The sequence below is a fragment of the Micromonospora sp. ANENR4 genome (genome assembly GCF_015354395.1).
Lineage (GTDB): Bacteria > Actinomycetota > Actinomycetes > Mycobacteriales > Micromonosporaceae > Micromonospora > Micromonospora aurantiaca.
The window spans coordinates 17,040-43,919 of record NZ_JADKYQ010000004.1 but is presented as its reverse complement, the minus strand read 5'-3'; the positions used below and the strand labels follow the sequence as shown (position 1 = coordinate 43,919).

General features: G+C 72.9%; 25 protein-coding genes, 1 tRNA gene and 1 pseudogene. 7 read left to right on the top strand and 20 right to left on the bottom strand.

All coding sequences use genetic code 11. From position 1 onward, the window contains the following. The first annotated feature begins 232 nt into the window (after window positions 1-232). Genes IRY44_RS08390 through IRY44_RS08380 form a run of 3 tightly spaced genes read left to right on the top strand, consistent with a single transcriptional unit; the run spans window position 233 to window position 2,732 of the window. On the top strand, window positions 233-1,348 hold the full coding sequence (locus tag IRY44_RS08390; RefSeq protein ID WP_194799876.1) for an acyltransferase: 1,116 nt from the start codon (window positions 233-235) through the stop codon (window positions 1,346-1,348). After that, the gene (locus tag IRY44_RS08385) at window positions 1,345-1,953 is read left to right on the top strand and encodes an RNA polymerase sigma factor (RefSeq protein WP_194799875.1); all 609 of its coding nucleotides are present in this window, start codon (window positions 1,345-1,347) and stop codon (window positions 1,951-1,953) included. The genes IRY44_RS08390 and IRY44_RS08385 overlap by 4 nt, the downstream gene beginning before the upstream one ends. Beyond that, window positions 1,950-2,732, top strand: a complete 783-nt coding sequence (locus IRY44_RS08380; RefSeq protein ID WP_194799874.1) for a hypothetical protein — start codon at window positions 1,950-1,952, stop codon at window positions 2,730-2,732. The genes IRY44_RS08385 and IRY44_RS08380 overlap by 4 nt, the downstream gene beginning before the upstream one ends. Before the next feature lie 222 nt (window positions 2,733-2,954). Here the strand turns inward: IRY44_RS08380 and IRY44_RS31000 are convergent, their stop codons facing one another. From IRY44_RS31000 to IRY44_RS08355, 6 genes are all read right to left on the bottom strand, one after another. Continuing rightward, entirely contained in the window at window positions 2,955-3,089 is a 135-nt protein-coding gene (locus IRY44_RS31000; protein WP_255533003.1) for a hypothetical protein, read from the bottom strand. 252 nt (window positions 3,090-3,341) lie between these two features. Continuing rightward, on the bottom strand, window positions 3,342-4,886 hold the full coding sequence (locus IRY44_RS08375) for a long-chain fatty acid--CoA ligase (protein ID WP_194799873.1): 1,545 nt from the start codon (window positions 4,884-4,886) through the stop codon (window positions 3,342-3,344). Continuing rightward, complete coding sequence (locus IRY44_RS08370) at window positions 4,883-5,347, bottom strand: MaoC family dehydratase (protein WP_194799872.1); 465 nt, start codon at window positions 5,345-5,347, stop codon at window positions 4,883-4,885. The genes IRY44_RS08375 and IRY44_RS08370 overlap by 4 nt, the downstream gene beginning before the upstream one ends. Further along, complete coding sequence (locus IRY44_RS08365; RefSeq protein ID WP_116507000.1) at window positions 5,344-6,516, bottom strand: acyl-CoA dehydrogenase family protein; 1,173 nt, start codon at window positions 6,514-6,516, stop codon at window positions 5,344-5,346. The genes IRY44_RS08370 and IRY44_RS08365 overlap by 4 nt, the downstream gene beginning before the upstream one ends. Before the next feature lie 32 nt (window positions 6,517-6,548). Further along, on the bottom strand, window positions 6,549-7,307 hold the full coding sequence (locus IRY44_RS08360; RefSeq protein WP_194799871.1) for an SDR family NAD(P)-dependent oxidoreductase: 759 nt from the start codon (window positions 7,305-7,307) through the stop codon (window positions 6,549-6,551). Window positions 7,308-7,321: 14 nt separating this feature from the next. Next, a complete protein-coding gene (locus IRY44_RS08355) occupies window positions 7,322-8,470 on the bottom strand; it encodes an acyl-CoA dehydrogenase family protein (protein WP_194799870.1) in 1,149 nt (382 codons plus the stop codon). A 91-nt stretch (window positions 8,471-8,561) separates the two neighbouring features. On the opposite strand from IRY44_RS08355, the gene IRY44_RS08350 reads away from it, so the two are divergent. The 3 genes and pseudogenes from IRY44_RS08350 (at window position 8,562) to IRY44_RS30630 (ending at window position 9,821) form a co-directional block, all read left to right on the top strand. Continuing rightward, entirely contained in the window at window positions 8,562-9,227 is a 666-nt protein-coding gene (locus IRY44_RS08350) for a TetR/AcrR family transcriptional regulator (protein WP_194799869.1), read from the top strand. A 21-nt stretch (window positions 9,228-9,248) separates the two neighbouring features. Further along, window positions 9,249-9,473 (top strand): annotated as a pseudogene (locus IRY44_RS30635) (aldehyde dehydrogenase family protein); the annotation flags it as partial. Window positions 9,474-9,491: 18 nt separating this feature from the next. After that, window positions 9,492-9,821 carry an alcohol dehydrogenase catalytic domain-containing protein gene (locus IRY44_RS30630; RefSeq protein ID WP_370584908.1) on the top strand — a complete coding sequence of 110 codons (330 nt, stop codon included), beginning with the start codon at window positions 9,492-9,494 and terminating at the stop codon, window positions 9,819-9,821. 33 nt (window positions 9,822-9,854) lie between these two features. Here the strand turns inward: IRY44_RS30630 and IRY44_RS08340 are convergent. From IRY44_RS08340 to ald, 9 genes are all read right to left on the bottom strand, one after another. Next, a tRNA-Pro gene (locus tag IRY44_RS08340) sits at window positions 9,855-9,928 on the bottom strand. 148 nt (window positions 9,929-10,076) lie between these two features. Continuing rightward, window positions 10,077-11,483 carry a ribosome biogenesis GTPase Der gene (gene der, locus IRY44_RS08335; RefSeq protein WP_370584894.1) on the bottom strand — a complete coding sequence of 469 codons (1,407 nt, stop codon included), beginning with the start codon at window positions 11,481-11,483 and terminating at the stop codon, window positions 10,077-10,079. Next, complete coding sequence (cmk, locus tag IRY44_RS08330) at window positions 11,480-12,160, bottom strand: (d)CMP kinase (protein WP_194799867.1); 681 nt, start codon at window positions 12,158-12,160, stop codon at window positions 11,480-11,482. The genes der and cmk overlap by 4 nt, the downstream gene beginning before the upstream one ends. A 173-nt stretch (window positions 12,161-12,333) precedes the next feature. Further along, entirely contained in the window at window positions 12,334-13,104 is a 771-nt protein-coding gene (locus tag IRY44_RS08325) for a pseudouridine synthase (RefSeq protein WP_194799866.1), read from the bottom strand. Further along, window positions 13,091-14,044 carry an SMC-Scp complex subunit ScpB gene (gene scpB, locus IRY44_RS08320; protein WP_194799865.1) on the bottom strand — a complete coding sequence of 318 codons (954 nt, stop codon included), beginning with the start codon at window positions 14,042-14,044 and terminating at the stop codon, window positions 13,091-13,093. The genes IRY44_RS08325 and scpB overlap by 14 nt, the downstream gene beginning before the upstream one ends. 4 nt (window positions 14,045-14,048) lie before the next feature. Continuing rightward, window positions 14,049-15,155, bottom strand: a complete 1,107-nt coding sequence (locus IRY44_RS08315; RefSeq protein ID WP_194799864.1) for a ScpA family protein — start codon at window positions 15,153-15,155, stop codon at window positions 14,049-14,051. Between the two features lie 41 nt (window positions 15,156-15,196). After that, the gene (locus IRY44_RS08310; RefSeq protein WP_013285595.1) at window positions 15,197-16,120 is read right to left on the bottom strand and encodes a ParA family protein; all 924 of its coding nucleotides are present in this window, start codon (window positions 16,118-16,120) and stop codon (window positions 15,197-15,199) included. A gap of 204 nt (window positions 16,121-16,324) precedes the next feature. Further along, complete coding sequence (locus tag IRY44_RS08305) at window positions 16,325-17,296, bottom strand: site-specific tyrosine recombinase XerD (protein WP_194799863.1); 972 nt, start codon at window positions 17,294-17,296, stop codon at window positions 16,325-16,327. Window positions 17,297-17,307: 11 nt separating this feature from the next. Then, the gene (gene ald, locus IRY44_RS08300) at window positions 17,308-18,423 is read right to left on the bottom strand and encodes an alanine dehydrogenase (protein ID WP_194799862.1); all 1,116 of its coding nucleotides are present in this window, start codon (window positions 18,421-18,423) and stop codon (window positions 17,308-17,310) included. A 186-nt stretch (window positions 18,424-18,609) separates the two neighbouring features. Here ald and IRY44_RS08295 point away from each other — a divergent pair, with 186 nt between their 5' ends. Next, window positions 18,610-18,963, top strand: coding sequence for a TM2 domain-containing protein (locus tag IRY44_RS08295; protein ID WP_370584891.1), 354 nt, complete (start codon window positions 18,610-18,612; stop codon window positions 18,961-18,963). Between the two features lie 67 nt (window positions 18,964-19,030). On the opposite strand, the gene IRY44_RS08290 is transcribed toward IRY44_RS08295, so the two are convergent. The 5 genes from IRY44_RS08290 to murJ form a co-directional block, all read right to left on the bottom strand. Then, window positions 19,031-19,636 carry an NUDIX hydrolase gene (locus IRY44_RS08290; RefSeq protein ID WP_194799860.1) on the bottom strand — a complete coding sequence of 202 codons (606 nt, stop codon included), beginning with the start codon at window positions 19,634-19,636 and terminating at the stop codon, window positions 19,031-19,033. Window positions 19,637-19,649: 13 nt separating this feature from the next. Beyond that, window positions 19,650-21,380: a CTP synthase gene (locus IRY44_RS08285; protein ID WP_194799859.1), complete on the bottom strand. Its 1,731-nt coding sequence runs from the start codon at window positions 21,378-21,380 to the stop codon at window positions 19,650-19,652. Window positions 21,381-21,644: 264 nt separating this feature from the next. Then, window positions 21,645-24,053, bottom strand: a complete 2,409-nt coding sequence (locus IRY44_RS08280) for a hypothetical protein (RefSeq protein ID WP_194799858.1) — start codon at window positions 24,051-24,053, stop codon at window positions 21,645-21,647. Beyond that, window positions 24,053-25,186, bottom strand: a complete 1,134-nt coding sequence (locus IRY44_RS08275; protein ID WP_194799857.1) for a glycosyltransferase family 4 protein — start codon at window positions 25,184-25,186, stop codon at window positions 24,053-24,055. Before IRY44_RS08275 ends, IRY44_RS08280 begins: the two co-directional genes overlap by 1 nt. Further along, window positions 25,183-26,880: a murein biosynthesis integral membrane protein MurJ gene (gene murJ, locus IRY44_RS08270; protein ID WP_194799856.1), complete on the bottom strand. Its 1,698-nt coding sequence runs from the start codon at window positions 26,878-26,880 to the stop codon at window positions 25,183-25,185. Before murJ ends, IRY44_RS08275 begins: the two co-directional genes overlap by 4 nt.

Here is a 26,880-nt window from a genome sequence, read left to right as displayed (position 1 = left end):
CGCAGGTGTGCCACCGGAATCGGACGATAGGCCCGCTGCGGCCGCGGGCGGGATACCGAGGGCTGGTGAGATCAAGGCGGCTGTCGGCCGACGTCGATGACTGCTGCGTCCTGGTTCGCGATACTGGCCCGGCTTCGTCAGAGGATGGTGACGGTGATCACCTGTAGCACTTGACGCGGTGCTGCACATGTCTGTCCTGGATGCAGTCGTGTATCCAGGACAGGAGCAGAGCATGACGACCGCGTTGCTCGACCGCGCGCCGACGCCGCCGCCCGTCAACAGCCCTCCCGGGCAGGCGCCGCGGTTGTACGTGCTGGACGGGTTGCGGCTGGTCTGTGCTCTTGCCGTGGCCGGATACCACTTCGGCGACTCATGGAGGTTGGACGGGGTACGCCCGCCGGCATACTTCCTGCCGGACGCGGCACCGGTGCTGATCTACGGCTTCCTCGGAGTCGAGACGTTCTTTCTGATCAGCGGGTTCGTGATCCTCATGAGCGGCTGGGGACGCACCGTTCGCGAGTTCGCTGCCTCTCGCGCCGCGCGACTCTATCCGGCGTTCTGGGTATGCGTGCTGACCACGACAGCCGTGACGACAGTGCTACCGATCAGCGGCGGGCTGCCCTTCCCACCTCCGCCGGACGGGTGGGACGTGCTGGTCAACCTGACCATGCTGGCGGAGCCTCTCGACACGCCGCTTGTCGACACCGTGTACTGGACCCTCTGGATCGAGCTCCGGTTCTATCTGATCGCGGCGTGCATTCTTGCGGCCAAGCTGACCGACCGGGGAGCAAAGATGTTCGCTGCCGTGTGGCTGGCCGTCGCCGTGGTCATGCCCGCTTTCCGGGGTGCCGCCCTGGACGAGGTCGTGATGTCCGATTTCGCGCCGTACTTCGTCGCCGGAATTACCCTGTTTCTGCTTCGCCGCAACCGATCCGATCGATGGCTTTGGGTGCTGCTGGTCGCCGCGTGGCTGGTCAGCCTGCAGCGTGTGCACGAGCGGACCCTGGAGTTGAAGCCCGGCTTCGAGGTGCCCGTCTGGCCGGCACCGGTGCTGCTCACCGGGGTGTACCTTTTGATGCTCGTCATCGCGCTCGGTTACACCGACCGGGTGAAGATGGTCTGGCTGGCCACCGCGGGTGCACTCAGCTACCCCTTCTACCTCTTGCACCCGCGCATCGGGTACAGCGTGATCCGCAACGTGTACGAGGAAACCCACCTCCCCGCGTCGGTACTGATCGGCGGCGCCGTGCTCGGGCTGCTGGCGGCAGCCTGGCTTGTCCATCGCTTCGTCGAGCGCCCACTCGCACCCCTGATCCGCGGCTTCGTCTTGGACCGGCCACGACAATGACCATCAGCCGCAGCGCGCCGAACACGAGGAAGAGTGTGGATCCAACGACCGCGGATGCCGATTCCGCCTTCCGCGAGCTGTTCGGGGCCACGTACGACGATTTGCTGCTCTTCGTCGAACGCCGTGCACACCTCACCGTTGCCGAAGACGTGGTCGCGGAGACGTTCTTGGTAGCGTGGCGCCGCTTGGACGAAGTACCGAAATCACTCGGCGAGGCGCGCGCCTGGCTGTTCACCGTGGCCCGCAATGTCCTGCACAACCGGCAGCGCAGCGACCAGCGGCAGCAGAGCCTCGCGCTTCGCGTCCTGCGGGAACCCGATGCTCCGAGCAGCGCCGAGGCGGACCTCGCGGCCACCCGCATCGACCTGGTGAAGGCTTGGCAGCGCCTGTCACCCGCCGATCAGGAAGTGCTGACGCTGACCGCGATCGAAGACCTCACCGGGCCGCAGGCAGCACACGTACTGGGCATTTCCCGGCCCGCGTTCAGTCTGCGCCTGCTGCGCGCCCGCCGCCGCCTGCGTCAGCATCTCGGTCAGCGGCCGAACAGCGAACCCACAAACGTCCCTGCACCGGCCGGCCCCTCACGACGCGGAGGCTCCGCATGACCGACGACGATGTCCTCAACCAGACGATCCGCTCTGCCGCGGTCCCGGTGCCCGCACGCGTCGGGCAGGAACCCGCGCGAGAACTGCTCGAGCGGATCGTCGCCACCGATCGGCGACCACGCCCAGCACCAGCGCGCACACCGCACCGCCGGCCTCGCCTGGCGATCGCCGGTGCTGCCGGAGCGCTCGCCGCCGCTGTCGCCTTCACCCTGACATTTCTCAACGCCGGTCCCGCGTTTGCGTCGTGGACGCCCGAGCCGAGTCCGATCTCGGATGCCGAGGCACGCGACCTCGTCAGCAAATGCCTGCCTGCCCAGGATGCGAGCGTCGCAAGGGTGGTCATCGGTGAAAGACGCGGCGAGTACGCATACGTGAATGCCGTGTCGCCGGCCGGAAGCCAGACGTGCTTCCGCGATCGCAACGGAGACGTGCGGAATACCAGCATCCTTACCGTGCTGACCAGCACCGAGCGGCTCGGCGCCGGGGGTGTCGAGATGTACTCGTGGGGTCAACTACGTACCGACGAAGGCTACGTCCGGATCATGGCGGGACACGTCGGCTCACAGGTGACGAGTGTGGAGATCAACTTGCGGACCAAGGATGGCGATTCGTCACGGACGGCGCGGGCAACCCTTCGCGACGGTTACTTCGGCGCCTGGTACCCCGAGGGCCCCGACGAGTCGAGCAGCAACATCACCACACTGACCGTCCGCCTCGCCGACGGCAGCGCGGTGAACCTGTCCGCGCGCGAACTGTACGAACAACCGAAGCTGGACTGAGAGGGCGGCTCGGCAAGCCCGCCCTCCGACAGTCGCCAGCACGCCATACTTCCGCATCGCCGGAGCCGCCTACCGCCCGCCGCTCGTCACCCACGCCTGTCGGCATGCCGTCGCCCCGTCGCCGGTCAACGGCCCTGCGGGCGCTTGACGTTGTCTCCGAGCCTCCCTGACCTACCTCGCCGGCGCCGGGTTACCCCGAGTCGTGCTGGTGGCCTGGGGCGGTCACGCCGACGGCGGCAGCTCGCCAAGCGGGTCTACGTCCACCCCGACAGCAGCCGCCTGGAGGCGGCAGCCGAGCACCAGATCGTGTACCGACCGGACTTGCGGCAGCCCGTCCTCGGTCAGCACGATCGTCACCCGGGGGTGTCCGGGAGGAGTGCGCCGGGGTCGTCCGGCACGTCCACACGCGGGCCGATCGGCGGGCACACCTCGGATCGAGGTCGGGGTTGGCCATCGGCTCAGTATTCGACGCCACCGCCGGGGCCGCCCGCCGAGCACGACGACGGGCGACGCTCGCCGGCGCGACAGCCGGAGGAAGCGGCCCTCGACGCGCGGTGAGCGCGACGAGGGCCGCGGCCCGGGCGGGTGGCAGTGGACGGCGGGCGGTGGTCAGTCGGGCGGGGCCATCCGGCGACGCAGTTCCCGCTTGAGCACCTTGTGGCTCGGCCCGAGCGGCAGGTCGTCGACATACCGGATCTGCCGCGGGTACTTGTGCCGGCCCAGATGCTCCCGCGACCAGTCGATCATCTCCTGCTCGTCGGGCAGGCCCGGTCCGGCCGGGTCCGCCACCACCACCGCGCAGACCTCCTCGCCGTGACGCGGGTCGGGCACCCCGATCACCGCCACCTGGCCGACCGCCGGGTGCCGGGCAAGGACCTCCTCCACCTCGCGTGGGTAGACGTTGAAGCCACCCCGGATGATCATGTCCTTCTTCCGGTCGATGATGGTGATGAACCCGTCGGCGTCCTTGCGTCCCAGGTCACCGCTACGGAACCAGCCGTCCACCACCGCCTCCGCGGTCGCCTCGGGCCGCCCCAGGTAACCGGCGAAGACGTTGTGCCCCCGGATGACGATCTCGCCGAGCTCTCCGGTCGGCAGCAGCTCGATCCGCTCGTCCACCTCCGCGCGGGCGATCTCCACCTCCACGCCCCAGACCGGGTGCCCGATGGTCCCGGCGCGGGTGCCGAAGTGCGGCTGGTTGGTGGTGGCGGTGGGTGAGGTCTCGGAGAGCCCGTACCCCTCGAAGACCGTCGTCTGGAAGGCGGCGTGGAACCGTTCCAGCACGGCCACCGGCAGCGACGCCCCGCCGGAGACGCAGAGCCGCAGCCGAGGCAGGTCGTCCCGGTCCCGGGCGGCGTCGAGCAGCGCCACGTACATGGTGGGCACGCCGTGAAAGACGTCCACCCCCTCACGCAACATCAGGTCGATGGCGGCCGGCCCGGTGAACCGGCTCAGCAGCACCAGCGTCGCGCCGATCCGGAAGGTGCCGTTCATCGCCACCGTCTGGCCGAAGCTGTGGAACAGCGGCAGGCAGCCGAGCACTACGTCCGTCCTGCGCGCGTCGTTGGCGTCGAAGACGTTCACGGTGGCGTTCATGACCAGGTTGAGGTGGGTGAGCACGGCGCCCTTGGGCACCCCGGTGGTGCCGCTGGTGTAGAGCACCACCGCCGGGTCCTCCGCCGACCGGGTGACGTACGACGGCAGCGGTGGCAGCGGGTGGCTCAGCTCCTCCAGGCGGGGCGCGACCGCGCCGGCGGCCGCCGGCCCGACGGTCACCAGCGGCACGCCGGCCGCCGCCGCGGCGGCGGCGCCCAGGGCGAGCTGGGAGCTGTGGCACACCAGCAGCTTCGTGCCGCTGTCGGTCAGCACGTGCGCCGCTTCGTCCACGGTCAGCAGCAGGTGCACCGGGACGAGCACCGCGCCGGCGGCGAGGGCCCCGTAGTAGACCCGGGGGAAGTCCACCACGTTCGGGGCCAGCAGGGCCACCTTGTCGCCGGGGCCGACCCCCCGCTCGCGCAGCCCGGCGGCGTAGCTGCGCGCCTCCAGCCACAGCTCGGCGTACGTCACCCGGGTGTCGCCGTCGACCACGGCGACGGTGTCGGCGTGCCGGCGGGCGGACTCGGCCAGCACCATGGCCAGCGACAGCGCGGTCATCGGGCCACGCCCCGCACCAGACGGCTGACCGTCTCGGCGACGCAGACCGGCTTGCCGCCGGCGTCGCTCTCCACGGTGACCGCGGTGACCACCTGCACGCCGCCGTCCACGGGTGACACCTCGGCCAGGGTCGCGGTGGCGCGGACCGCGCTGCCGACCCGGAGCGGGGCCGGGAAGCGCACCCGGTTGAGGCCGTAGTTGACCCCCATGGCCACCCCCTCGACCCGGTAAAGGCCACCGGCCAGCGCCGGCAGCAGGGACAACGTGAGGTAGCCGTGCGCGATGGTGCCGCCGAACGGGCCGGCCGCGGCCCGTCGCGGGTCGATGTGGATCCACTGGCGGTCGTCGGTGGCGTCGGCGAACCGGTCGACCCGTTGCTGGTCGATCCGGAACCAGGGGCCGGGGCCCAGGGTCTCGCCGGTCGCCTCGGCCAACTCCTCGATGGACGCGAAGACCCTCATGCCAGGTGCCCTCCCAGCTTCGTGTAGCCGCGCAGCAGGTCGCGGGAGATGATCAGTCGCTGCATCTCGTCGGTGCCCTCGAAGATCCGGTAGAGCCGGACCTGCCGGTACCAGCGCTCGATCGGCAGCTCGCGGGTGTAGCCCATGCCGCCGTGGATCTGCAGGACGCGGTCGACCACCCGATTGACCATGCCCGCGCCGTAAAGCTTCGCCATCGAGGAGGCGTGTCGCGGGTCCATGCCCTGCTCGACGGTCCAGGCGGCGCGCAGGATGAGCCAGCGGGCCGCCTCCAGCTCGGTCTCCGAGTCGGCGATCATCCACTGGATGGCCTGGTTGGTGCCGATCTTCGCGCCGAAGGTCTCCCGGGTGTTGGCGTAGTCGATGGCCATCGACAACGCCCGCTCGGCGATGCCGACGGCGTGCGACGGGATGATGTAGCGGCCCTTGCCGATCCACTCCATGCCGAGGCTGAAGCCCTGCCCGGGCTCGCCGAGGATGTTGCGCCCGGGCACCCGGACGTCGTCGAAGACCAGCGAGGCGGGGCCACCCTCGCCCATCGTCTGGATGAACTCCGAGCGCCAGCCCATCGACCGGTCCACCAGGAACGCGGTCGCGCCGCCGTGGCGGGCGCCCTTCTCCCGGTCGGTCACCGCGATCACGATGGCGAAGTCGGCGTCGTGGCCGCCGGTGATGAAGGTCTTCTCGCCGTTGAGGATCCAGTCGTCGCCGTCACGGCGGGCGCTGAGCTTGATGTTGGCCGCGTCGGAGCCGGCGCCGGGCTCGGTGATCGCGAAGCAGCTGCGCCGCTCCCCCTCGATGGTCGGGACCAGGTACTCGCGCTTCTGCTCGTCATTGGCGTGGAACAGGATGTTGTCCGCCTCGCCGCCGAACCGGAACGGCACGAACGAGCGGCCGAGTTCGGTCCAGATCAGGGACTGGGTGACGGCCGGCAGGTCCATGCCGCCGTACTCCTCCGGGGTGGCCAGCCCCCAGAACCCGAACTTGCGCGCCTTGAGCTGCAACTCGCGCAGCTCGCTGTGCTCCAGTCCGGGCCGGTGCGCCCGTTCCCGCCTCAGCAGCTCCTGCTCCAGCGGCATGACCTCCCTGGTGATGAAGTCGCGGGCGGTGTCGCGGATCGCCCGCTCGGTGTCGGAAAGCGCGAAGTCCATGTCCCCTCCGGGTGCTGGTCCGCCGGCGCGCCTCAGCGCGCGCCGCCGTTGACGTACAGGGTCTGCCCGCTGACGTACGACGCGTCGTCGCTGGCCAGGAAGGCGATCACCGAAGCGATCTCGGTCGGCTGGGCGACCCGGCGCAGCGGGGTGTGCTCGGCGACCGTCCGCTGATGCTCCTCCGGGCTGCTGCCGACCCGCTGCGCGGTGGCGGCGGTCATCGCGGTGGCCACGTAGCCCGGGGCGACGGCGTTGACCGTGACGTCGTACGGGCCGAGTTCGATGGCGAGGGTGGCCGTCAGGCCCTGCACCCCCGCCTTGGCCGCCGCGTAGTTGACCTGGCCCCGGTTGCCGAGGGCGGAGCGGCTGCTGAGGTTGACGATCCGGCCGTAGCGGGCCGCGACCATGTGCTGTTGGGCGGCCTGGCAGCAGAGGAACATGCTGGTCAGGTTGGTGGTCAGCACCGCCTCCCAGTGTGGCAGGGGCATCTTGAACAGCAGGTCGTCGCGGGTGATGCCGGCGTTGTTCACCAGCACGTGCAACCCGCCGTACGCCTGCACCACCCGGTCGGTCATCGCGGCCACCGCCGCGGGGTCGGTCACGTCGCAGCCGATGCCGACGGCCCGGCCGCCGGCCGCGGTGATCTCGTCGGCGACCGCCCGGCTGCGCTCCTCGTCGAGGTCGACCACGGCGACGGCGGCGCCCTCGGCGGCCAGCCGGTGCGCGGTCGCCGCGCCGATGCCCTGCCCGGCGCCGGTGACGACGGCCACCCGGTCGGCGAATCTGGTCACGGTTCTCCCCTTTGCTAGAAGGCGTTGACGCCGGTGAGCGCGCGTCCGATGAGCAGCTGCTGGATCTGGCTGGTGCCCTCGTAGAGGGTGGCGACCCGGGCGTCGCGCAGGTACTTGCCGACCGGGTACTCGTCGATGTAGCCGTACCCGCCGAAGACCTGGACGGCGTTGTTGGCCGCCCGGACTGCTGCCTCGCTGGCGAAGAGCTTGGCCATCGAGGCCTCGGTGGCGAACGCCTCGCCCCGGTCCACGAGGTCGGCCACCCGCCACACCAGCAGCCGGGCGGCGGCGGTGTCCACGGCGATGGCGGCGAGCAACTGCTGCACCAGCTGGTGCCCGGCGATCGGCTTGCCGAACTGGGTGCGCTGCCCGGCGTAGCCGACCGCCGCGTCGAGGCAGCCCTGGGCGATGCCGACGCAGCCGGCGGCCACCGACATCCGGCCCTTGGCCAGGGTGGCCAGGGCCAGCCGGAACCCGCCGTCGGCCGGGCCGAGGCGCGCGGAGTCGGGCACCCGGACGGCGTCGAAGCGCAGCTCACCGGTTGCCTGCCCGCGCAGCCCGAGCTTGCCGTGGATCTCCCTCCGGGTGAGCCCGGCGACGTTGGTGGGCACCAGGAACGCGCTGATGCCCCGGTGTCCGGGCCCGCCGGTGCGGGCGAAGAGCAGGACCACGTCGGCCACGGTGCCGTTGGTGATGAACGTCTTCGCGCCGGTGATCAGCCAGTCGCCGCCGTCGCGGGTCGCCCGGGTGGTCAGCGCGGCCGCGTCCGAGCCGCTGTCCGGTTCGGTCAGGGCGAAGCAGCCGAGCGCGGTGCCGGCGCAGAGCCGGGGCAGCCACTCGGCCCGCTGCGCGGCGGACCCGTACGCGGCGATGGCCTTGGCGACCAGGCCGAGCGACACCGAGACGATGCCCCGGACGGCGGAGTCGCCCCGGCCGAGCTCCTCCAGCACCAGGCAGTAGGAGAGGTGGTCGCCGCCGGACCCGCCGTCTTCCTCGGGGATGGTCAGCCCGAGGAAGCCCAGCCGACCGAGCTTGTCCACGATCTCCGGGTCGACCGACTCGCGCCGATCCCAGGCCGCGGCGTGCGGGACAACCTCACGGTCGACGAACTCGGCGGCGAGCTGACGAACCGCCGCCTGCTCCGCGGAGAGCTGAAGGTCCATGCGGCATAAACTAGCGCTGCAAGTTTAAATACGTCCAGACCCGGCTGTGGCAGAGTTGCCGCGGACCGACGAGTGAGCGAGGGAGGCGCGGATGCCCCGGCCGAGGCAGGCGCTGCTCAGCCGGCAGCGGATCGTCGATGCCGCCGCCGCGCTGATCGACGCGGACGGGCTGGAGGCGTTCTCCACCCGCCGGCTCGCTGCCGAACTCGGCGTACGCGGGCCCTCGCTCTACAACCACTTCGCCACCAAGGACGACATTCTCGACGCGGTGGCCGACAGCGTCACCGCCCAGGTGGACGTCTCCTTCTTCGGGCACCTCGACTGGCGCGAGGCGCTGCGCCGGTGGGGGCACTCGTATCGGGCGGCGCTGGCCGCGCACCCGAACATCGTGCCGTACCTGGCCCGCGGGCCGGGCCGGCGGCCGGCGGCGCTGGCGATGGCCGACGCGGTCTACGGCGGGCTCGTCGCTGCCGGCTGGCCGCCCGCGCGCGCGACGCACATCGGCGCGCTGATGCGCTACTTCGTGGCGGGCTCCGCGCTCGGATCGTTCGCCCGTGGCTTCGTCGAGGACCCCGGGTTGTACGGGGAGCGGTACCCGCACCTGGCCCAGGCGCACCGGCTCGCCGAACATCAGCAACGGGTGGACGAGGGCGCCTTCGCGCTCGGCCTCGACGCGCTCATCCAGGGGCTCGCCCGCACCTACGAGGAGCACGTCGGGCCGCTACCACCCCTCCCGCCAGCCGATCCGGGGCACTAGGGCAAAAAAACTTGCAGCGCAGCGGTGGCCGTCGCGAACGGCTCCCGGTACGGCCTGGCCGGCGCTGTCCGGTCCGCCGACGAGCAGCGGGCGGTGCGGGTCGCCCGGCGGATCCGCACCGGAGCCGTGAGCATCAACGGCGCGCCGTTCAACCCGCTCGCCCCGTTCGGTGACTACAAGCAGTCCGACCCCGGCCGGGAACTGGGTCGCTACGGGCTCGACGAATTCCTCCAGCCCAAGGCGATCCCGCTGCTCGCCCACGGCGTGGACCAGCCGCTGACGGTGGAGGAGGTGGAGCTGCCGGACCCCGGGCCGGGTGAGGTACGGGTGCGGGTACGGGTGCGGGCCGCCGGGGTCTGCCACTCGGACCTGTCCATGGTCAACGGCACGGTCGCGCCGCCGTACCTGCTGGTGCTCGGGCCCGCGGCGGCGGGCGAGGTGATCGAGGTCGGCCCCGGCGTCGACCGGGTCCGGCCCGGCACGCGCGTGGTGCTGAACTGGGCGCCGCCCTGCCGGCGGCGCTGGGCCGCACCGCGTAAACGGGGGTTTTCGGGGGGCGGTTCAAATCTCCATAGAAGAAGTTCAAAGCCCTGACCAGCATTCTCACTGGTCAGGGCTTTTTCTTTGTCGGGACGGCCGGATTCGAACCGACGACCCCTTGACCCCCAGTCAAGTGCGCTACCAAGCTGCGCCACGTCCCGATGCCCCCGCCAGGTCTCCCCCGCGGCGGCCGGTACAGCTTAGCGCAGGATCTTCGCACCGTGCGCAGAGGCCCCTCCCGCGCCGCGCGCCACACCCCCTAGAGCATCCTAGGAGGGTGGGCGCGACAACAACGCGGCAAGCAGGGCCTCAGCCGTGGGCCTTGCCCCGGCCGCCCGGGCCGAGCTTCTTGCGCGGGCGTACCGAGATCTCGATCGGGCTGCCCTCGAAACCGAACTCCTCGCGGAGCTTGCGCTCGACGAAGCGCTGATACCCCGCGTCGAGCGGGCCGGTGGTGAACAGCACGAACCGCGGCGGCGCCGCCCCGGCCTGGGTGGCGAACAGGATGCGTGGCGCGCGTCCACCGCGTACCGGGTGCGGGGTGGCCTGGACCAGCGCGGTGAGCCACTGGTTGAGCTGCGCGGTGGGGATGCGCGTCTCCCAGCTCGCCAGTGCCTTCCGCAGCGCGGGCGCGAGCTTGTCGACCGCGCGGCCGGTCTTCGCGGACAGGTTGAGTCGGATCGCCCAGGGGATGCGCCGCAGCTCCCGGTCGATCTCCTTGTCCAGGTAGTAGCGGCGGTCACCGTCGACCAGGTCCCACTTGTTGAAGGCGATTACCAGCGCCCGGCCGGACTCGACGACCATGGTGAGGATCCGCTGGTCCTGCTCGCTGATCACCTCGCTGGAGTCGATCAGCACCACGGCGACCTCGGCCGCCTCGATCGCCGAGGCGGTGCGCAGGCTGGCGTAGTACTCGGTGCCGCTGGCCTTGCCGACCCGTTTGCGCAGGCCGGCGGTGTCGACCAGCTGCCACGTCTCGCCGCCGATCTCGACCAGGCTGTCGACCGGGTCGACAGTGGTGCCGGCCACCGAGTCGACCACCGCCCGCTCCTCGCCGGAGAAGCGGTTGAGCAGGCTGGACTTGCCGACGTTGGGACGGCCGACCAGTGCCACCCGGCGCGGACCGCGCGGCCGGTTCTCCACGATCTTCGGCGCCTCGGGCAGCGCGTCCAGGATGGCGTCGAGCAGGTCGCCGGAGCCTCGACCGTGCAGCGCCGAGACCGGGAACGGCTCACCGAGGCCGAGCGACCACAGCGCGGTCGCCTCCATCTCGATGGTGGTGTTGTCGGCCTTGTTCGCGACCAGGATGACCGGCTTCGCGCTGCGGCGCAGCATCTTCACCGCGGCCTCGTCCACGTCGGTCGAGCCGACCATGGCGTCCACCACGAACAGCACCACGTCGGCGGTGACCACCGCGATCTCGGCCTGGGCGGCGATGGCCGCGGCGCGGTCCTTGGCGTCGGGTTCCCAGCCGCCGGTGTCCACCACCGTGAACGCCCGGCCGTTCCACTGTGCGTCGTAGGGCACCCGGTCCCGGGTCACGCCGGGGATGTCCTCCACGACCGCCTGCCGGCGGCCGATGATGCGGTTCACCAGCGTGGACTTGCCGACGTTGGGACGGCCGACCACTGCCACCACGGGCTGCGGGCCGGTCGGCTCACCGGAGTCGGCCTCCGGCTCGCGCAACTCCACCCAGCCTTCGAAATCCTCGCTCACGCGACACCCCGCTCGGTGAGCATCTCGCGCAAGCGGGCCACGACCTCGTCGATGCCCAGCTCGGTGGTGTCCAGCACCACCGCGTCGGGGGCCTGCTGCAGCGGGTTGACCTTGCGGGTCGAGTCGAGCCGGTCCCGGCGGGCCAGGTCGGCGGCGGTCGCTGCGACGTCGGCGGCGTCCTCGGCGCTGCGCCGCTTCGCGCGCGCCGCCTCGGAGGCGGTCAGGTACACCTTCAGGTCCGCGTCCGGCGCGACCACCGAGCCGATGTCCCGGCCTTCGACAACGATGCGGCCCGCGTCGGCGATCACCCGCCGCTGCCGGTCCACCAGCAGCTCGCGTACGGCGGCGACGGCGGCCACAGCGGAGACGGCTCCGGTCACCTCGACGCCGCGGATGGCGGTGGACACGTCGGTGCCGTCGACTGTCACGGCGTACCCCTGGGGGTCGGTGCCGATGCGGAGGTCGGCCTCAGCGGCGACCTTGGCCACCGACTCGGCGTCGGTGAGTTCCACGCCGGAGCGCAGGACCGCCCAGGTCAGCGCCCGGTACATGGCGCCGGTGTCGAGGTAGCGGGCGCCGAGGCCCGTCGCCAGTCGCCGCGACACGGTGGACTTCCCCGAACCGGACGGCCCGTCCACAGCGACCACGCATCGCCCGGCCGGTACGTTTTCCTCCACCGTTGTCCTCCTCAGCCCGTACCTCGCAGGTCGCCCGATATGTCCGGCGCCGTTGAGCGGATGGTTCTGTCGTCAATTCTGCCCGCGCCGCGCGGGCGTCCCGCCGGGCCGGCATGTGTGCCGGGCCGCGGACCGCGTCGAAGCCTACCGGGAGCGGTACCCGGATCGGCGGGTCAGTCACCCACCGCCTTGAACAGGGCGGCGACCTCCGCGTTCGTGAGCCGCCGCATCCGCCCGGTGCGCAGGTCGCCGAGCTTGATCGGCCCGATCGAGGTACGGATCAGACGGGACACCGGGTGTCCCACCTCGGCCATCAGGCGCCGGACGATGTGCTTGCGCCCCTCGTGCAGGGTCAGCTCCACCTGGGCGGATTTACCGAGCGTGTCGACCAGCTTGAACCCGTCGACCTTCACCGGCCCGTCCTCCAGCTCGATGCCGGCGGTCAGCCGCTTGCCCAGGTTGCGCGGGATCGGCCCGGCCACCTCGGCGAGGTAGGTCTTGAGCACCTCGTACGACGGGTGCATGAGCTTGTGGGCCAGGGTGCCGTCGTTTGTGAGCAGGAGCAGGCCCTCGCTGTCGGCGTCCAGCCGCCCGACGTGGTAGACCCGCTGCTCCAGTCGCGCGCCGATGAAGTCGGCGAGCTCGGTGCGGCCCTTCTCGTCGGCCATCGTGGTGACCACTCCACGCGGCTTGTTCATCGCCACGTAGACCAGGCGGACGTCGGCCTGGAGCCGCTCCCCGTCGACGACGATCACGTCGCGGGTCGGGTCGGCCTTGTCGCCGAGCTGCGCCACCCGCCCGTTCACGGTGACCCGGCGCCGGAAGATCAGGTCTTCGCAGGCGCGCCGGGAACCCACCCCCGCGGCGGCGAGCACCTTCTGGAGGCGCTCGGCGCCCTCGTACACGGGGGCGTCGGGCTTCGGGGCACGGTCATCGCGTCGCATCGGCAAGCTCTTCTACGTCGTCGGGAAGGAACGGGGCGAGCGGCGGCAGGTCGTCCACCGAGTTCAGCCCCAGCTTCTCCAGGAACATGGTGGTGGTCCGGTAGAGGTAGGCCCCGCTGTCCGCTTCGGTGCCGCACTCCTCGACCAGGCCGCGACCCACCAGGGTACGGAGCACCCCGTCGCAGTTGACACCCCGGATGGCCGAGATGCGCGAACGGGTCACCGGCTGCCGGTAGGCGACCACGGCGAGGGTCTCCAGCGCGGCCTGGGTCAGCCGCACGGACTGCCCGTCCAGTACGAACCGCTCCACGTACGTCGCGTATTCCGGCCGGGTGTAGAGACGCCAGCCACCCGCCGCCCGGCGCAGGTCGAACCCGTGCCCGGCCGCGGTGTACCCGGCAGCGATCTCGTCGAGCATCGCGCCGACCCGCTCGGGGGCCTGTTCGAGGACCTCGGCCAGCACCAGCTCGCTGACCGGCTGGTCCACCACGAGCAGGATCGCCTCCAGGGCGGCGCGCAGCTCCGCGTCGTCCAGGACCGGCGCGGGCACCGGTTCCGGCACGGCTCGCCGCCGTACCCGCTTAGCGGGTACGCCGTCAGCACCCGCCTGCTGCCCCGCGTCCCGCGCGGTCATGGCGGCGTCGTCCCCGGCCCCGCTCTCCCCCGAGATCTTGGTACGGTCCCGCCCTCCGAGGGGCGCCCCCGTGCCAAGATCCGTCCCGATCGTGGCGATCTTGGAAGGAAATGGCCCCTCTGGGGGCCCTTCGCTTCCAAGATCTGCGGAGGACTCCGACGCGGTGTCCGTGATGTCGGGGTCCGGGTGCTCGGCGGGCGAGTCGGAGTCGTCCGGGGCGGGCTTGGGCGGGGCGGGGCGCTCCCACGGGGGCACCCATGCGGCGGCCTGGTCGGCCAGGGAGTCGCGGCGTTCCTCGTCGCTCATCCGTTCACTCCTGCGTCGGTGCGGGTTCGCCCGCCGCCTCGGCGGGCACGGCGGCGTCGGATGCGGCATCTGCGGCGACGCCGCTCGGCACCGCGGCGCCGGCGGATTCGGCGGCATCGCCGGCCACCGCGGCAGGGTCGCCGGCCACCGCGGCCGAGTCGCCGGCCGGAGCAGCGGCGTCGGCCGGGGCGGCGGGGACGGACGTGGTCGTGGGTTCGGGGCTGCCGGCGTACTCGTCGACTGTCAGCTCGGCCTCGCCGTCGGCCGGGCCGGTCCAGCGGACTGTCAGTTCCTCCAGCGCCTGCTCCTGCACGAACGCCACGAGGCCCTGCCGGTACAGCTCCAGCAGCGCCAGGAACCGGGCCACCACCTCGAGCGTCATCTCGCAGTCGGCGCAGAGCAGCGAGAACGTGGCGACCCCGGCGCGGCGCAGCCGGTCGGCGATGATGCCGGCGTGTTCCCGGACGCTGACCCGGACCATGTGCACGTGCGCGATCGAGACCTCGGGCACCGGCTTCGGGCTCATCGCCCTGACCGCGAGCGTACGCAGCCGCTCCGGACCGATGCCGAGCACCAGGTCGGGCAGCGCCTCGGCGTACCGCGGTTCGAGGGTGACCGCCCGCGGGTAGCGCCGGCCGCCGACCGCCTCCAGCTCGGCGATGTGCGCGGCGGCCTCCTTGTACGCCTTGTACTGCAGGAGCCGGGCGAACAGCAGGTCCCGCGCCTCCAGCAGCGCCAGGTCCTCCTCGTCCTCGACCTCGGCCGAGGGCAGCAGCCGGGCCGCCTTCAGGTCGAGCAGCGTGGCGGCGACGAGCAGGAACTCGCTCGTCTCGTCCAGGTCCCACTGGTCGCCCAGGGCGCGCAGGTACGCGATGAACTCGTCGGTCACCTTGTGCAGCGCGACCTCGGTGACGTCCAGCTTGTGCTTGCTGATCAGCTGGAGCAGCAGGTCGAACGGGCCGGTGAAGTTGTCCAGCCGGACGGTGAAGCCACTCGCCTGTTCGCCGGTGCCCGGGTCGGCGGGCACCACACCGTCGACCTCGGCGGCCAGCTCCGCGGCGACGGCGGGGTCGCCGGGGCCGTGCGGCGGGTCGAGGGGCGGTGCGGTCACCGGGAAACCGTAGACGACGCGGCGGGCGGCCGGCGTGCGCCCTACCGGTCCGCCTGGGCGGCGATGACCTCCCGGGCGAGCTGCCGGTAGTTGCGCGCGCCGGAGGAGGCCGGGTCGAGGGTGGTGATCGGGGCACCGGCCACCGTGGACTCGGGGAACTTCACCGTCTTGGTGATGACGGTCTGGTAGACCTTGTCGCCGAACGCCTCGACCACCCGCTGCAGCACCTGGCGGCAGTGGGTGGTGCGGCTGTCGTACATGGTGGCGAGGATGCCTTCGAGTTCCAGGTCGAAGTTGAGCCGCTCGCGCACCTTGTCGATGGTGTCCAGCAGCAGCGCCACACCGCGCAGGCTGAAGAACTCGCACTCCAGCGGGATGAGCACGCCGTGCGCGACGGTGAGCGCGTTGATCGCCAGCAGGCCCAGCGAGGGCTGGCAGTCGATCAGGATGAAGTCGTACTCCTTGCGGATGGTGCGCAGCACCCGCGCCAGGGCCATCTCCCGGGCGACCTCGTTGACGAGCTGGATCTCGGCGGCGGAGAGGTCGATGTTCGCCGGCAGCAGGTGCAGCCCGGCCACGTCGGTCTTGATGAGGACGTCCTCGGCGGTGACGTCGTCCTGCATCAGCAGGTTGTAGACCGACAGGTCCAGGTTGTGCGGGTTGACGCCCAGCCCGACGGAGAGGGCACCCTGCGGGTCGAAGTCGACGAGCAGCACCTTGCGGCCGTACTCGGCCAGGGCCGCGCCCAGGTTGATGGTCGTCGTGGTCTTGCCGACGCCGCCCTTCTGGTTGGCCATCGCGATGATCCGCGCGGGGCCGTGCCGGTCGGTCGGCATGGGTTCGGGGATCGGCTTGCGCATGGTGTACGCGGCCGGGTCGGCGGGGCCGAGATCGGCGCCGAGCGTCGCCTGCTGCTCACGGAGCTCCGACGTCCAGGTCTCGGCACGGTCACCGTTTCCTGCCATGTCCTCGTTGCCCCCTCCCGACGACCACCCGGCGTCGGAGCCGTCCGACGTCCCTCGCGGCGCCGCTGCGCACCCCCGGTCCGTCGCACCTGGAGGCCCGCGCCGATGCCGACTGTACGCCACCGGCCAGCAGCGCGTTCGGTAGCGGGTCGGCGTGTCGGCCGCCCGTCAGCAGCGGGCGCGGCTCGCGCGCGCCCGCTGCGCTCAGCGGGCGCGCGGATGCGCTGTCGCGTACACCTCGCGCAGCCGCTCCACAGTCACCAGCGTGTAGACCTGGGTGGTGGTCACCGACGCGTGACCGAGGAGTTCCTGCACCACGCGTACGTCCGCGCCGCCGTCGAGCAGGTGGGTGGCGTACGAGTGGCGCAGCGTGTGCGGCGAGACCGCGTCGGGACCGTCGACCGGCAGGCCGGCCCGGGCGGCGGCGGTACGCAGCACCGCCCAGGCACCCTGCCGGGTGAGCGGGCCGCCATGCGCGTTGACGAACACCGCGTGGGTGCCGCGCCCGGCGGCGAGCAGCGCCGGGCGGCCCCGGACCAGCCAGGCGCGCAGCGCGTCGGCCGCGTACCCGCCGACCGGGACCAGCCGGGTCCGGCCGCCCTTGCCGCGCAGCAGCACGGCGCCGGCGTCCAGGTCGAGGTCGTCGACGGCCGCGCCGACCGCCTCGGAGATGCGCGCGCCGGTGCCGTACAGGAATTCCAGCAGCGCCCGGTCGCGCAGCGCGCGGGCGGCGGCGTCGCCGGTGGCGCCGGGCAGGTCGGCGGCCTCCAGCAGCCGCAGGACCGCGTCGACGGGCAGCGCGCGGGGCAGCCGGCGCGGCGGCGCGGGCGGGCGGACGTCGCGGCTGGGGTCGGCGCCGGCCAGTCCCTCGCGCAGCGCGAAGCGGTGCAGGCCGCGTACCGCGCTGGCCGCGCGTGCGGCGGAGGAGACGGCGAGCGGCGGGTGGTCGTCGTCGCCGGCACGCAGCCGGGCCAGGTGGGCCTCGACCTGCGCGGGTCCGGCGGCGGCCAGGTCGTCCACCCCGGCGGCGGCCAGGGTGGCGAGGTAGCGGTCCAGGTCCCGGCGGTACGAGGCGAGCGTGTTCGCGGACAGCCCGCGTTCGACGGTGAGGTGGTCCAGATAGGTCCGGACCGCACGGCGCAGGGCCGGCGCGGGTTCCGCGCCGGCCGCGCGCACGGCGGCGTCGGTCAGCTCAGCACCTCGTCCAGCGGCAGCACGTCCATGCCGTGCGCCTCGGCGACCGGGCCGTAGACGACCCTGCCGGCGTGGGTGTTCAGGCCCAGGGCCAACGCCGGGTCGTTGCGCAGCGCCTGCTGCCAGCCCTGGTTCGCCAGTTCGAGGGCGTACGGCAGGGTGACGTTCGTCAGCGCGTAGGTACTGGTGTTCGGCACCGCGCCGGGCATGTTCGCCACGCAGTAGAAGATCGAGTCGTGGACCTTGTAGGTCGGGTCGGCGTGCGTGGTCGGGCGCGAGTCCTCGAAGCAGCCGCCCTGGTCGATGGCGATGTCGACGAGCACGCTGCCCGGCTTCATCCGGGAGACCAGCTCGTTGGAGATGAGCTTCGGGGCCTTCGCGCCGGGCACCAGCACCGCGCCGATGACCAGGTCCGCGTCGAGCACGGCCCGCTCGATCTCGTACGCGTTGGAGGCGACGGTCTGCAGGTGGCCCCGGTAGATGGCGTCGGCGGAGCGCAGCCGGGCCACGTTCTTGTCGAGCAGCAGCACCTCGGACTGCAGGCCGAGCGCGATGGCGGCGGCGTTCAGGCCGGACACGCCCGCGCCGATGACCACGGTCTTCGCGGCGTACACGCCGGAGACGCCGCCGGGCAGCACGCCCCGCCCACCGCCGGTACGCATCATGTAGAAGGCGCCCACCTGCGGGGCGAGGCGGCCGGCCACCTCGGACATCGGGGCCAGCAGCGGCAGCGAGCGGTCGGGCAGCTCGACCGTCTCGTACGCGATGCCGGTGACCTTCCGGTCGACCAGCGCGTCGGTGCACTCACGGGACGCGGCCAGGTGCAGGTAGGTGAACAGCACCTGCCCCTCGCGCATCCGGTGGTACTCCTCGGCGATCGGCTCCTTGACCTTCAGCACCAGATCGGCGGTGTCCCACACCTCGTCGGCGGTGGCCAGGATCTTCGCGCCGGCGGCGGCGAACTCGTCGTCGGTGATGCTGGAGCCGACTCCGGCGCCTGCCTCCACGAAGACCTCGTGGCCGTGGCGGGTGAACTCGTTGACGCCGGCGGGCGTGATCGCCACCCGGTACTCGTGGTTCTTGACCTCGCGGGGGATTCCGACCTTCACGATGCAGACACCTTCCTCCGGGGCGGCTCACCCCCGACTGCGCGGCCGCGCCGGCTCCGTTGCCGGCGCGGTCCTCCTGTCCCGCCGGCGGCAGTCTAGGCCCGTGGGAAGCCCACGGACGGCGACACTGTGACATCCGGTGCCCGCTGGTCCTGACGGTGTGTCAGGCATGCCTCGGACTGCCCGGTGGAGACGCCATCCGCCGAGAGGACAAAGTTCGATGACATCTTCCCACCGGCTGGGTGGCGAGGCCGACAGGATGTGAACCGATCACTATTGTGTCCGCTCATGACCACTCCTTATCAGCAGTACCCGCAGGGCGTCTCGGACAAGAGCAAGGTCGTCGCGGGCATTCTCGGCATCCTGCTCGGCTTCTTCGGCGCCGGGCGGTTCTACATGGGCGACACCAAGACCGGCGTCCTCCAGCTCGTGGTGAGCGTCGTGACCTGTGGCTTCGGCGCGCTCTGGGGCACCATCGACGGCATCCTGATCCTGGTCAACGGTGGCGTCGACGGACAGGGCCGCCCGCTGCGCGACTGAGCGCAGGCACACGGAAGGGGCCGCACGGTGCGTCGCACCGCGCGGCCCCTTCGTCGTCCGTCCCGGATCAGCGCGGCAGCGGCGCCTCCGGGCGGCGCAGCTCGCTGAAGCCGGTGTCCCGGGCGCGGGCGGCGGCGAGCAGCCCGGCCACGCAGGACGCGTTGGTGATCTCGCCGGCCAGCACCATCCGCACCGCCTCGTCCAGGTCCACGCGGACCACCTGGAGGTCGGCCTCCTCGTCGTGCCGGTCGTGCCGCTGGTCGGCCGGCACGTCGGCCAGGTCGCGGGCCAGGAAGACCCGCACCACCTCGTCGGTGAAACCGGGCGAGCTGTGCAGGTCGACGAGCACGTCGACGCGGCCCGCGGTCAGGTCCGCCTCCTCGGCCAGCTCCCGCAGCGCGGCGGCGGCCAGGTCCTCGCCGCCGACGTCCATCAACCCGGCGGGCAGCTCCCACAGGTGCCGGCCGACCGGGTGCCGGTACTGGCGGATCAGCACCACCTGACCGGCGTCGTCGAGCGCCACCACGGCGACCGCGCCGACGTGCCGCACGTAGTCGCGGGTCGCGCTGCCGCCGCCGGGCATGGTGACGTCGTCGCTGACCACCGAGAAGATCCGGCCGGACCAGATCTGGCGGCGGCCGGTCACCTCGTACCGGTGCTCGACGCCGCTCACGCCGCCGCCCCGCTCACTTCGCGGACGCCTTCGCGCCACCGCCGCGGCCGGCCTTCTTCGCCGCGCCGTCCAGGTCCACCGGCAGCTGGTCGGCCTGCGAGTACGCCACGGCGGCGCCGACGAACGCGGCGAACAGCGGGTGCGGCCGGGTGGGACGGCTCTTGAGCTCCGGGTGCGCCTGGGTGGCCACGAAGAACGGGTGCAGGTTGCGGTCCAGCTCGACGAACTCGACCAGCCGCCCGTCCGGCGAGGTGCCGGAGATGGTCAGCCCGGCCTTGGTGAGCTGGTCCCGGTAGGCGTTGTTCACCTCGTACCGGTGCCGGTGCCGCTCGCTGACCTCGGTGCTGCCGTACGCCTCGGCGACGATCGAGCCCTCCGCCAGCTTCGCCGGGTACGCCCCGAGCCGCATGGTGCCGCCCAGGTCGCCGCGCCCGGCGACGATGTCCTCCTGGTCGGCCATGGTGGCGATGACCGGGTGCACGGCCTCCTCGTCGAACTCCAGCGAGTTCGCCCCGTCGAGGTTGGCCAGGTGGCGGGCCACCTCGATGGTCATGCACTGCAGGCCGAGGCAGAGGCCCAGCAGCGGGATGCCGTTCTCCCGCGCGTACCGGGCGGTGCCGACCTTGCCCTCGATGCCGCGGACGCCGAAACCGCCGGGGATCACGATGCCGTCGACGCCGGACAGCGCGGCGGCGGCGCCCGCCGGGGTCACGCAGTCGTCGCTGGGCACCCACTTGAGCTGCACCCGGGCGCGGTGGCCGAACCCGGCCGCCCGGATCGCCTCGCTCACCGACAGGTACGCGTCGGGCAGGTCGACGTACTTGCCGACCAGCGCGACGGTGATCGTGTGCCGGGGCTGGTGAACCCGCTCCAGCAGGTCGTCCCAGCGGGTCCAGTCCACGTCGCGGAACGACAGGCCGAGCCGGCGCACCACGTAGGCGTCGAGGCCCTCCCGGTGCAGCACCTTCGGGATGTCGTAGATGCTCGGCGCGTCCGGGGCGGCGGTGACCGCCTCCCGGTCGACGTCGCAGTACAGCGACAGCTTCTCCTTGACCTTGTCCGGGATCTCCCGGTCGCAGCGCAGGACCAGCGCGTCGGGCTGGATGCCGATGCTGCGCAGCTGCGCCACCGAGTGCTGGGTCGGCTTGGTCTTCAGCTCGCCCGACGGCGCCAGGTACGGCACCAGCGACACGTGCAGGTAGAAGCAGTTGTCCCGGCCCAGGTCGTGGCGGATCTGCCGGATCGACTCCAGGAACGGCAGCGACTCGATGTCGCCGACGGTGCCGCCGACCTCGGTGATCACCACGTCGGGTACCTGGCCGTCGGCGTCCGGGTCGGCCATGCCGCGGATGCGGGCCTTGATCTCGTTGGTGATGTGCGGGATGACCTGCACCGTGTCGCCGAGGTATTCCCCCCGCCGCTCCTTGGCGATCACCGCCGAGTAGATCTGGCCGGTGGTGACGTTCGCCTTGCCGGAGAGGTCCCGGTCGAGGAACCGCTCGTAGTGCCCGACGTCGAGGTCGGTCTCGGCACCGTCCTCGGTGACGAAGACCTCGCCGTGCTGGAACGGGTTCATCGTCCCGGGGTCGACGTTCAGGTACGGGTCGAGCTTCTGCATCACCACGCGCAGTCCGCGCGCGGTCAGCAGACTCCCGAGGCTGGAGGCGGTGAGGCCCTTACCCAGCGAGGAGGCGACGCCCCCGGTGACGAAAATGTGCCTGGTCGTCCGTGCTGTAGGGGCCAAGGCCTGCTCCCGTGTCGTCCGTAGCGGTCGTGCGAACCGCCGTGCCGATCAGCAGAGTGATCACGCGATCCACGGGATTCCACGGTAACACCATCCGGACCGTGAGCCGGCGTCGCACCCGCTGTCGGCGCACGTGAGGCCGGATCCGGCCCGGATCCGGGCCCTTGATCGACACCACTTCGCCGGTGTGGTGCCTTCCGCCGGGCCTCGACCCCGCCACCTCCCCGACCTGGCGAGGGCAGGCCGGGGCGAGCACCTGCCGGGTCAGCCGGCGGGGATCTCCGCGGACGCCGGGTTCGGCTGGGCGGGGACCCGCGCCCCGGCGGTGGGCGGCCCGTTCGGCGCTTCCCTGTCGGCCGGGCCCTGCCGGCCCGGTGCGGCCTGCTCCCCGGCCTCCCCCGGATCGCCCGCACCGTCACCGACTGGGCCGTCACCCGCCGACCGGCCACCACCCGGACCGTCACCGGCCGGTGGACCACCGTCCGTCGGACCGTCGGCAGCGGCGCCGCCCCGGGAGGACTTGTCCGGGCCGCCCGGTGGGACCGCGCCCGTCTCGCCGCCGCCACGGCCGCTGTCGGGCACCGTACGGTCGGTGGAATGGTCGAGCACCCGTAGCGCCGCCAGGGCCGCCATAGGCACCACGAGAGCCGCCGCCGCGCCGGCCACGTCCAGCGCCGACCCGCCGAGGAGTCCGCCCAGCCCGACCGCCACGCCGGTACCGGCCATCGCCGCCCGGATCGCCGGGTAGATGCCGAACAGCCGCATCAGCCCGCCCCACGGCTGGAGCAGCGCGAGCCAGACCAGCGCCGCCCCGGCCAGGGCCAGCACGGTGAGCGGGCTGTTCACCAGCGTCTGGATGTTGGAGCTGCTGGACCGGTGCACGGTGAGGCCGCCGGTGCCGTCGCCCACAGCGGCCAGGAACCGGCCCAGGCTGCCCCGCTCGTCCGCCGGACGGCCCAGGTCGACCAGGGCGAATCCGACGGTGACCGCCAGCGCGGCCATGGTGGCCCAGGCCAGCCGGCTCACGGTGAGCCAGCCGCCGCTGCAGATCGCGGCCGCGACGCTGACGCCGGCGGTGAGCGCGATCGCGCCGATCGAGTCGGCGCCCAGGTACGGGCTGCCCACTATCACCACTGCGAGCCCGCCGACAGTCACCATCACGATCGGCCGCCAGCCCTTGCGGAACCGCTGGGCGAGCCAGCCGCCGCACAGCAGCGCCCCGGCGATGAACACGCCCAGCCCGACGGTGCCGAGTCCGGCGTACCGGCCGCCCTCCAGCGCCGAGTAGCCGACCACGCCGTTGAGCTGCAACCGGGAGCCGGTGAGCACGTCCACGCCGACGACGAGCGTGGCCAGCCCGGCCACCGCCCCGAGCGGGCCGAGAGTGCGCTCGTGCCCGGGAGTGAACCGGACCGCCGCGGTGCCGCCGACGATGAGCAGCGCGGTCACCGAGGCGTACCAGAGGCCGGCGTGGTCGCCACGCCACCAGGGCACGGCGTCGGCGAGCAGCGCCGCGGGCACGGCGAGCGCGGCGGCGATCAGCATCAGTTCCACCACGGCGACGATCCGCGGGGACACCGGTTCCGGCCCGTGCGGGCCGGCGAGCCGGCGGGCCCGGCGCAGCACCGGTAGCACCGCCACGGCGAGGGCGAGCTGCGCGGCGGCCAGCAGCGTGAAGAACCAGCCGGCGACGCGGCGCTGGGCGGCGGCCTCCCGGTCCGCGTCGGCCGGCGCCTCGATCGCGGCCCGCAGGTCGTCCGGCCGGTCGTCGACAGTCACCGCGGGCCGGCCGAGGAACGCCCGTTCCGGCATCGGCTTGTCGAGCACGGCGAGCACGGTCGGGGCCAGGTCGATCAGTTGCAGATAGCCGGACCGGGCGGTGCTGGGCGAGGTCAGCCAGCCGCCCTCCCAGCCGGGGCCGTCGGCGACAGCGACGTGCAGCCGCGCCGGGGAGTCGGTGTCGGACACGCCGGCGACGAGCACCAGCGAGCGCGGCGGCCGGGCGGCGAGCACCCGGGCCAGCCGGGCGTCGGCCTGCCGCGCCTGCGCGGCCCGTACCTCCGGGTCGTCGTCGTCGACGGTGCCGACGTCGACGATGCTCAGCACGCAGGAGCCGAGCAGTTCCGCCGGGTCCTCCGGGAGCGTGGGCGCGTACCTGTCGACCCGGCCGAACGGGCGGGCGGCGGCCACCGCGGCGCCCGGCCCGACCGCAACCGAGCAGCGCACCGACTCGGCCAGCGCGCCGGGTGTGGCGCCCCAGGAGAGCTGCTCCTGGTTGTGTACGACCGCGCTGGCCTGGTCGGGCAGGTTCGCGCCGATGCCGTCGGGCCGTTCGACAGTGACGGCGGTGGCCGGGCAGCCGCCGCTCGGGCGGGCGCCGGGCCAGGCGGCGAAGTTCCCCGCGCCGAGCGTGAGCCAGCCGTCGACCGGGCAGGTGGGGCGGTGCGCGGAGCGCACCGAGAGCGATCCGATCGCACCCTGCTCGGCCATCCGCCACAGCGTCGGCGTGTTCTCCGGGTCGACGTCGTCCCACCGCAGGCCCGCCGCGCCGACGAGCACCACGTAGTCGGCGTTCGGCCGGGTCGCGCCGTCGTCCGGGCGGGCGGACAGCGCGGTGATACCAAGCACCACCACGACCAGGGTCAGCAGCACCGGGGTCAGTCTGCGCAGCATCAGCGGTTCCCGGTGGACAGCTGCGGAGTCAGCTCGGCGTAGAGGCCGGCGAGCGCGGCCACGGTGTCCGCCTCGGTGGGCCAGGTCGCCGCCCGGGCCAGGGCGCGCCGGCCCAGGTCGGCCCGGCGTGCCGGGTCGTCGAGCAGGTCGCGCACCGCCGCGTCGACGGCGTCCACGTCGCCGGCCGGCACCAGCACGGCCGCGTCGCCGACCAGGTCCGGCAGACCGCCGACGGCGGTCGCGACCAGCGGTACGCCGGCCCGCAGCGCCTCCTGCGCGAACAACTGGCGGGCCTCCCAGTCGCTCGTCACCACCGCCAGGTCGGCGCCGCCCAGCAGGTCCGCCACGTCGTTACGGTGCCCGAGCAGCGTCACCGGCGCGCGGGCGGCCGAGATCCGGGCGGCCAGCGGCAGATACGCCGGACCGCTGCCGGCGATCACCACGAGCGGTGCGGGGGTACGGGTCCGCCAGCGGGCGGCGGCGTCGATCAGCACGTCGTACCGCTTCTGCGGGTGCAGCCGGCCCACCGACAGGATCAGCGGGCGGTCGGCGGCGACGCCGAACTCGGCGCGTACCGCGGTGCGGCGGCGGCGCGGCGCGGGCAGCGCCGGCGCGGCGACCGGAGCGAGACGAGCGTCGGCGGCACCGAGCGCGGCGGCACGGTCGACCAGGTCGGCGGAGGCGCCCAGGGCGACCCGCACGGACCGGGCCACGACCCGCTCGACCAGCCGGGACACCGCGCCGCGCAGGCCACCGGCGAGGACCGCGTTGTGCCAGGTGACCACCAGCGGCGCGGCGGGACGGGCGAGCGCGGCGACCAGGCCGGCGCGCAGCCCGTGCGCGTGCACCACGTCGACAGGTGTGTCAGCGAGCGCCCGGCGCAGCGCGGTGACCGCGCGCGCGTCGCCCGGCGTGGGGCTGGCCGGGATCTCCACCGGCGTGAACCGGGCCCCGGCGCCGGTGAAGTCGAACTGTTCCTCGGTGGCGGCCGGGCCGCAGACCAGCACGGACGCGCCGGCCTCGGTGAGCCCTCGGGTGATCGAGCGCACGTGCTGCCCGACCCCGCCGGTGCTGGAGGCGAGCACCAGGGCCACCGACCCGGGCCAGCGCGGTGCCGGCGAGGCGTCCGTCATGAGGAAACGGTCTCCCTTCCGTCACCCCGCTCGCCGGGGTGCTGCTGCGCCGGCGGGCCGTCGTCCCCGCCGGCCGGGGGTCGCCGGCGCAGCCGACGGGTCACGGTCGCGAGCAGCGGCCGCAGGTCGCGGGCGTCGGTCAGCCAGGCGACGGCGAGGAACAGGACACCGACCACGACCCCGGACAGCATGCCCTGCGCGAGGGCCCACGGTGTCGTCGGGGTGCCGTCACCGAGCCCGGCGAGTCCCGCCGCGACGCCCGCCCCGCCCGCTCCGGCGACCACTGCGGCGAGCAGCCCGGCGGCGCCGGCCCGGCCGATCCCGGCGAGCGCCTCGCCGCCGGCCGCCCGCCGGACCGCGGCGATCAGCAGCGCGCCGAGCAGCAGCATGCCGGCCGACGTCGCCAGCGTCACCGCGAGCACCCGGTCGGCCAGCGGCGCCACCTGGGCGGACACCACGGCGAGCGCGGGCACGCTGAGCCAGCCGAGCGCGGTGGCGACGGTGGCCGCGCGGGTCTCGCCGCGGGCGTACAGCGCACGGGTGAGGACCGCGAACAGGCCGTAGCCGACCAGGCCGGGCGCGAACCCGGCGATCCCGGCCGCCGCGGTGCGCGCGTCGAGGGGATCGGAGAAGAAGAAGTGCCCGACCGGGACGGCGGTGCCGACGAGAGCGGCGGCGCCGAGCAGGCTGAGCAGCACGACGCCGCGTGCCGCCGGGGCCAGCGTCTCCCGGTAGGCGCGCTCGTCGCCGGTGGCCCGGGCCGCGACGAGCGTCGGGTACGCGGCCACCGCGAGCGGCACCGCCAGCACCGCCCAGGGCAGGAAGTAGACGGTCTGGGCGAGGTTGTAGACGCTGACGTCGGCGGTGCGGCCGTAGGTGACCTGGTTGAGCGCGACCACCAGGGCGATCTGCTGGGCGGCAACTGTGACCGCACCGGCGACCACCAGACCGCCGACCCGGGCGCGGGCGTCGGCCGGGAAGCGGTAGCCCGGCCGGATCCGCAGCCGCAGGCGACGCACCGGGATCAGCAGCGACAGCGAGAGCACCACCACGCCGAGCGTGGTCCCGGCGGACAGCAGCAGCTCACCGCCGCGCCCGGCCTCACCGATCGTGGCCAGCCGCCCCTCGGCGACGGTGAAGCCCAGGTAGACGGCGATGACCGTGACGCTGGACAGCAGCGGCGCGATCACCGGCCAGGCGAAGCGCCGGTGCGCCTGGAGCACACCGGTCAGCACGATCCCCACGCCGTACAGCGGCAACTGCGGCGCGAACACCCGCAGCATCCGCGCGCCGGACGCCTGCTGGGCCTCGCTGAGACCGTTTCCGATCAGCCCCGGCAGCGGGTCGGCGAACACCGCCAGCAGCACCGCCAGCGGCACCAGCAGGCTCAGCGTCCAGGTCAGCAGCGCGCCGGTCGTAGCGGCCACCGCGCGCCGGTCACCGGCCTCGACGGCGCCTGCGAGCAGCGGTACGACCAGGCTGGCGAGCGCCCCACCGGCGACGATCTCGAAGATGAAGTTCGGGACGTAGTTCGCCACCAGATAGGCGCCGCCGAGGTCGGTGGGGCCCAGCATCCAGGTGAACACGGCGGTGCGGCCGAAGCCGGCGAGCCGGCTGAGGACGGTGAGGACGGCGATGAGGGCCGCCGCCCCGGCGACCCGGCCGGCGGCGGCGAGAGGAGCCGGTTTCGTCAC

Excerpts from the sequence above, each read along its gene's own strand:
- IRY44_RS08390 (WP_194799876.1), top strand. The coding sequence starts at position 233 with ATGACGACCGCGTTGCTCGACCGCGCGCCGACGCCGCCGCCCGTCAAC.
- IRY44_RS08385 (WP_194799875.1), top strand. The coding sequence starts at position 1,345 with ATGACCATCAGCCGCAGCGCGCCGAACACGAGGAAGAGTGTGGATCCA.
- IRY44_RS08380 (WP_194799874.1), top strand. The coding sequence starts at position 1,950 with ATGACCGACGACGATGTCCTCAACCAGACGATCCGCTCTGCCGCGGTC.
- IRY44_RS08375 (WP_194799873.1), bottom strand. The coding sequence starts at position 4,886 with ATGACCGCGCTGTCGCTGGCCATGGTGCTGGCCGAGTCCGCCCGCCGG.
- IRY44_RS08370 (WP_194799872.1), bottom strand. The coding sequence starts at position 5,347 with ATGAGGGTCTTCGCGTCCATCGAGGAGTTGGCCGAGGCGACCGGCGAG.
- IRY44_RS08365 (WP_116507000.1), bottom strand. The coding sequence starts at position 6,516 with ATGGACTTCGCGCTTTCCGACACCGAGCGGGCGATCCGCGACACCGCC.
- IRY44_RS08355 (WP_194799870.1), bottom strand. The coding sequence starts at position 8,470 with ATGGACCTTCAGCTCTCCGCGGAGCAGGCGGCGGTTCGTCAGCTCGCC.
- IRY44_RS08350 (WP_194799869.1), top strand. The coding sequence starts at position 8,562 with ATGCCCCGGCCGAGGCAGGCGCTGCTCAGCCGGCAGCGGATCGTCGAT.
- IRY44_RS08325 (WP_194799866.1), bottom strand. The coding sequence starts at position 13,104 with ATGCGACGCGATGACCGTGCCCCGAAGCCCGACGCCCCCGTGTACGAG.
- scpB (WP_194799865.1), bottom strand. The coding sequence starts at position 14,044 with ATGAGCGACGAGGAACGCCGCGACTCCCTGGCCGACCAGGCCGCCGCA.
- IRY44_RS08310 (WP_013285595.1), bottom strand. The coding sequence starts at position 16,120 with ATGGCAGGAAACGGTGACCGTGCCGAGACCTGGACGTCGGAGCTCCGT.
- IRY44_RS08280 (WP_194799858.1), bottom strand. The coding sequence starts at position 24,053 with ATGCTGCGCAGACTGACCCCGGTGCTGCTGACCCTGGTCGTGGTGGTG.
- IRY44_RS08275 (WP_194799857.1), bottom strand. The coding sequence starts at position 25,186 with ATGACGGACGCCTCGCCGGCACCGCGCTGGCCCGGGTCGGTGGCCCTG.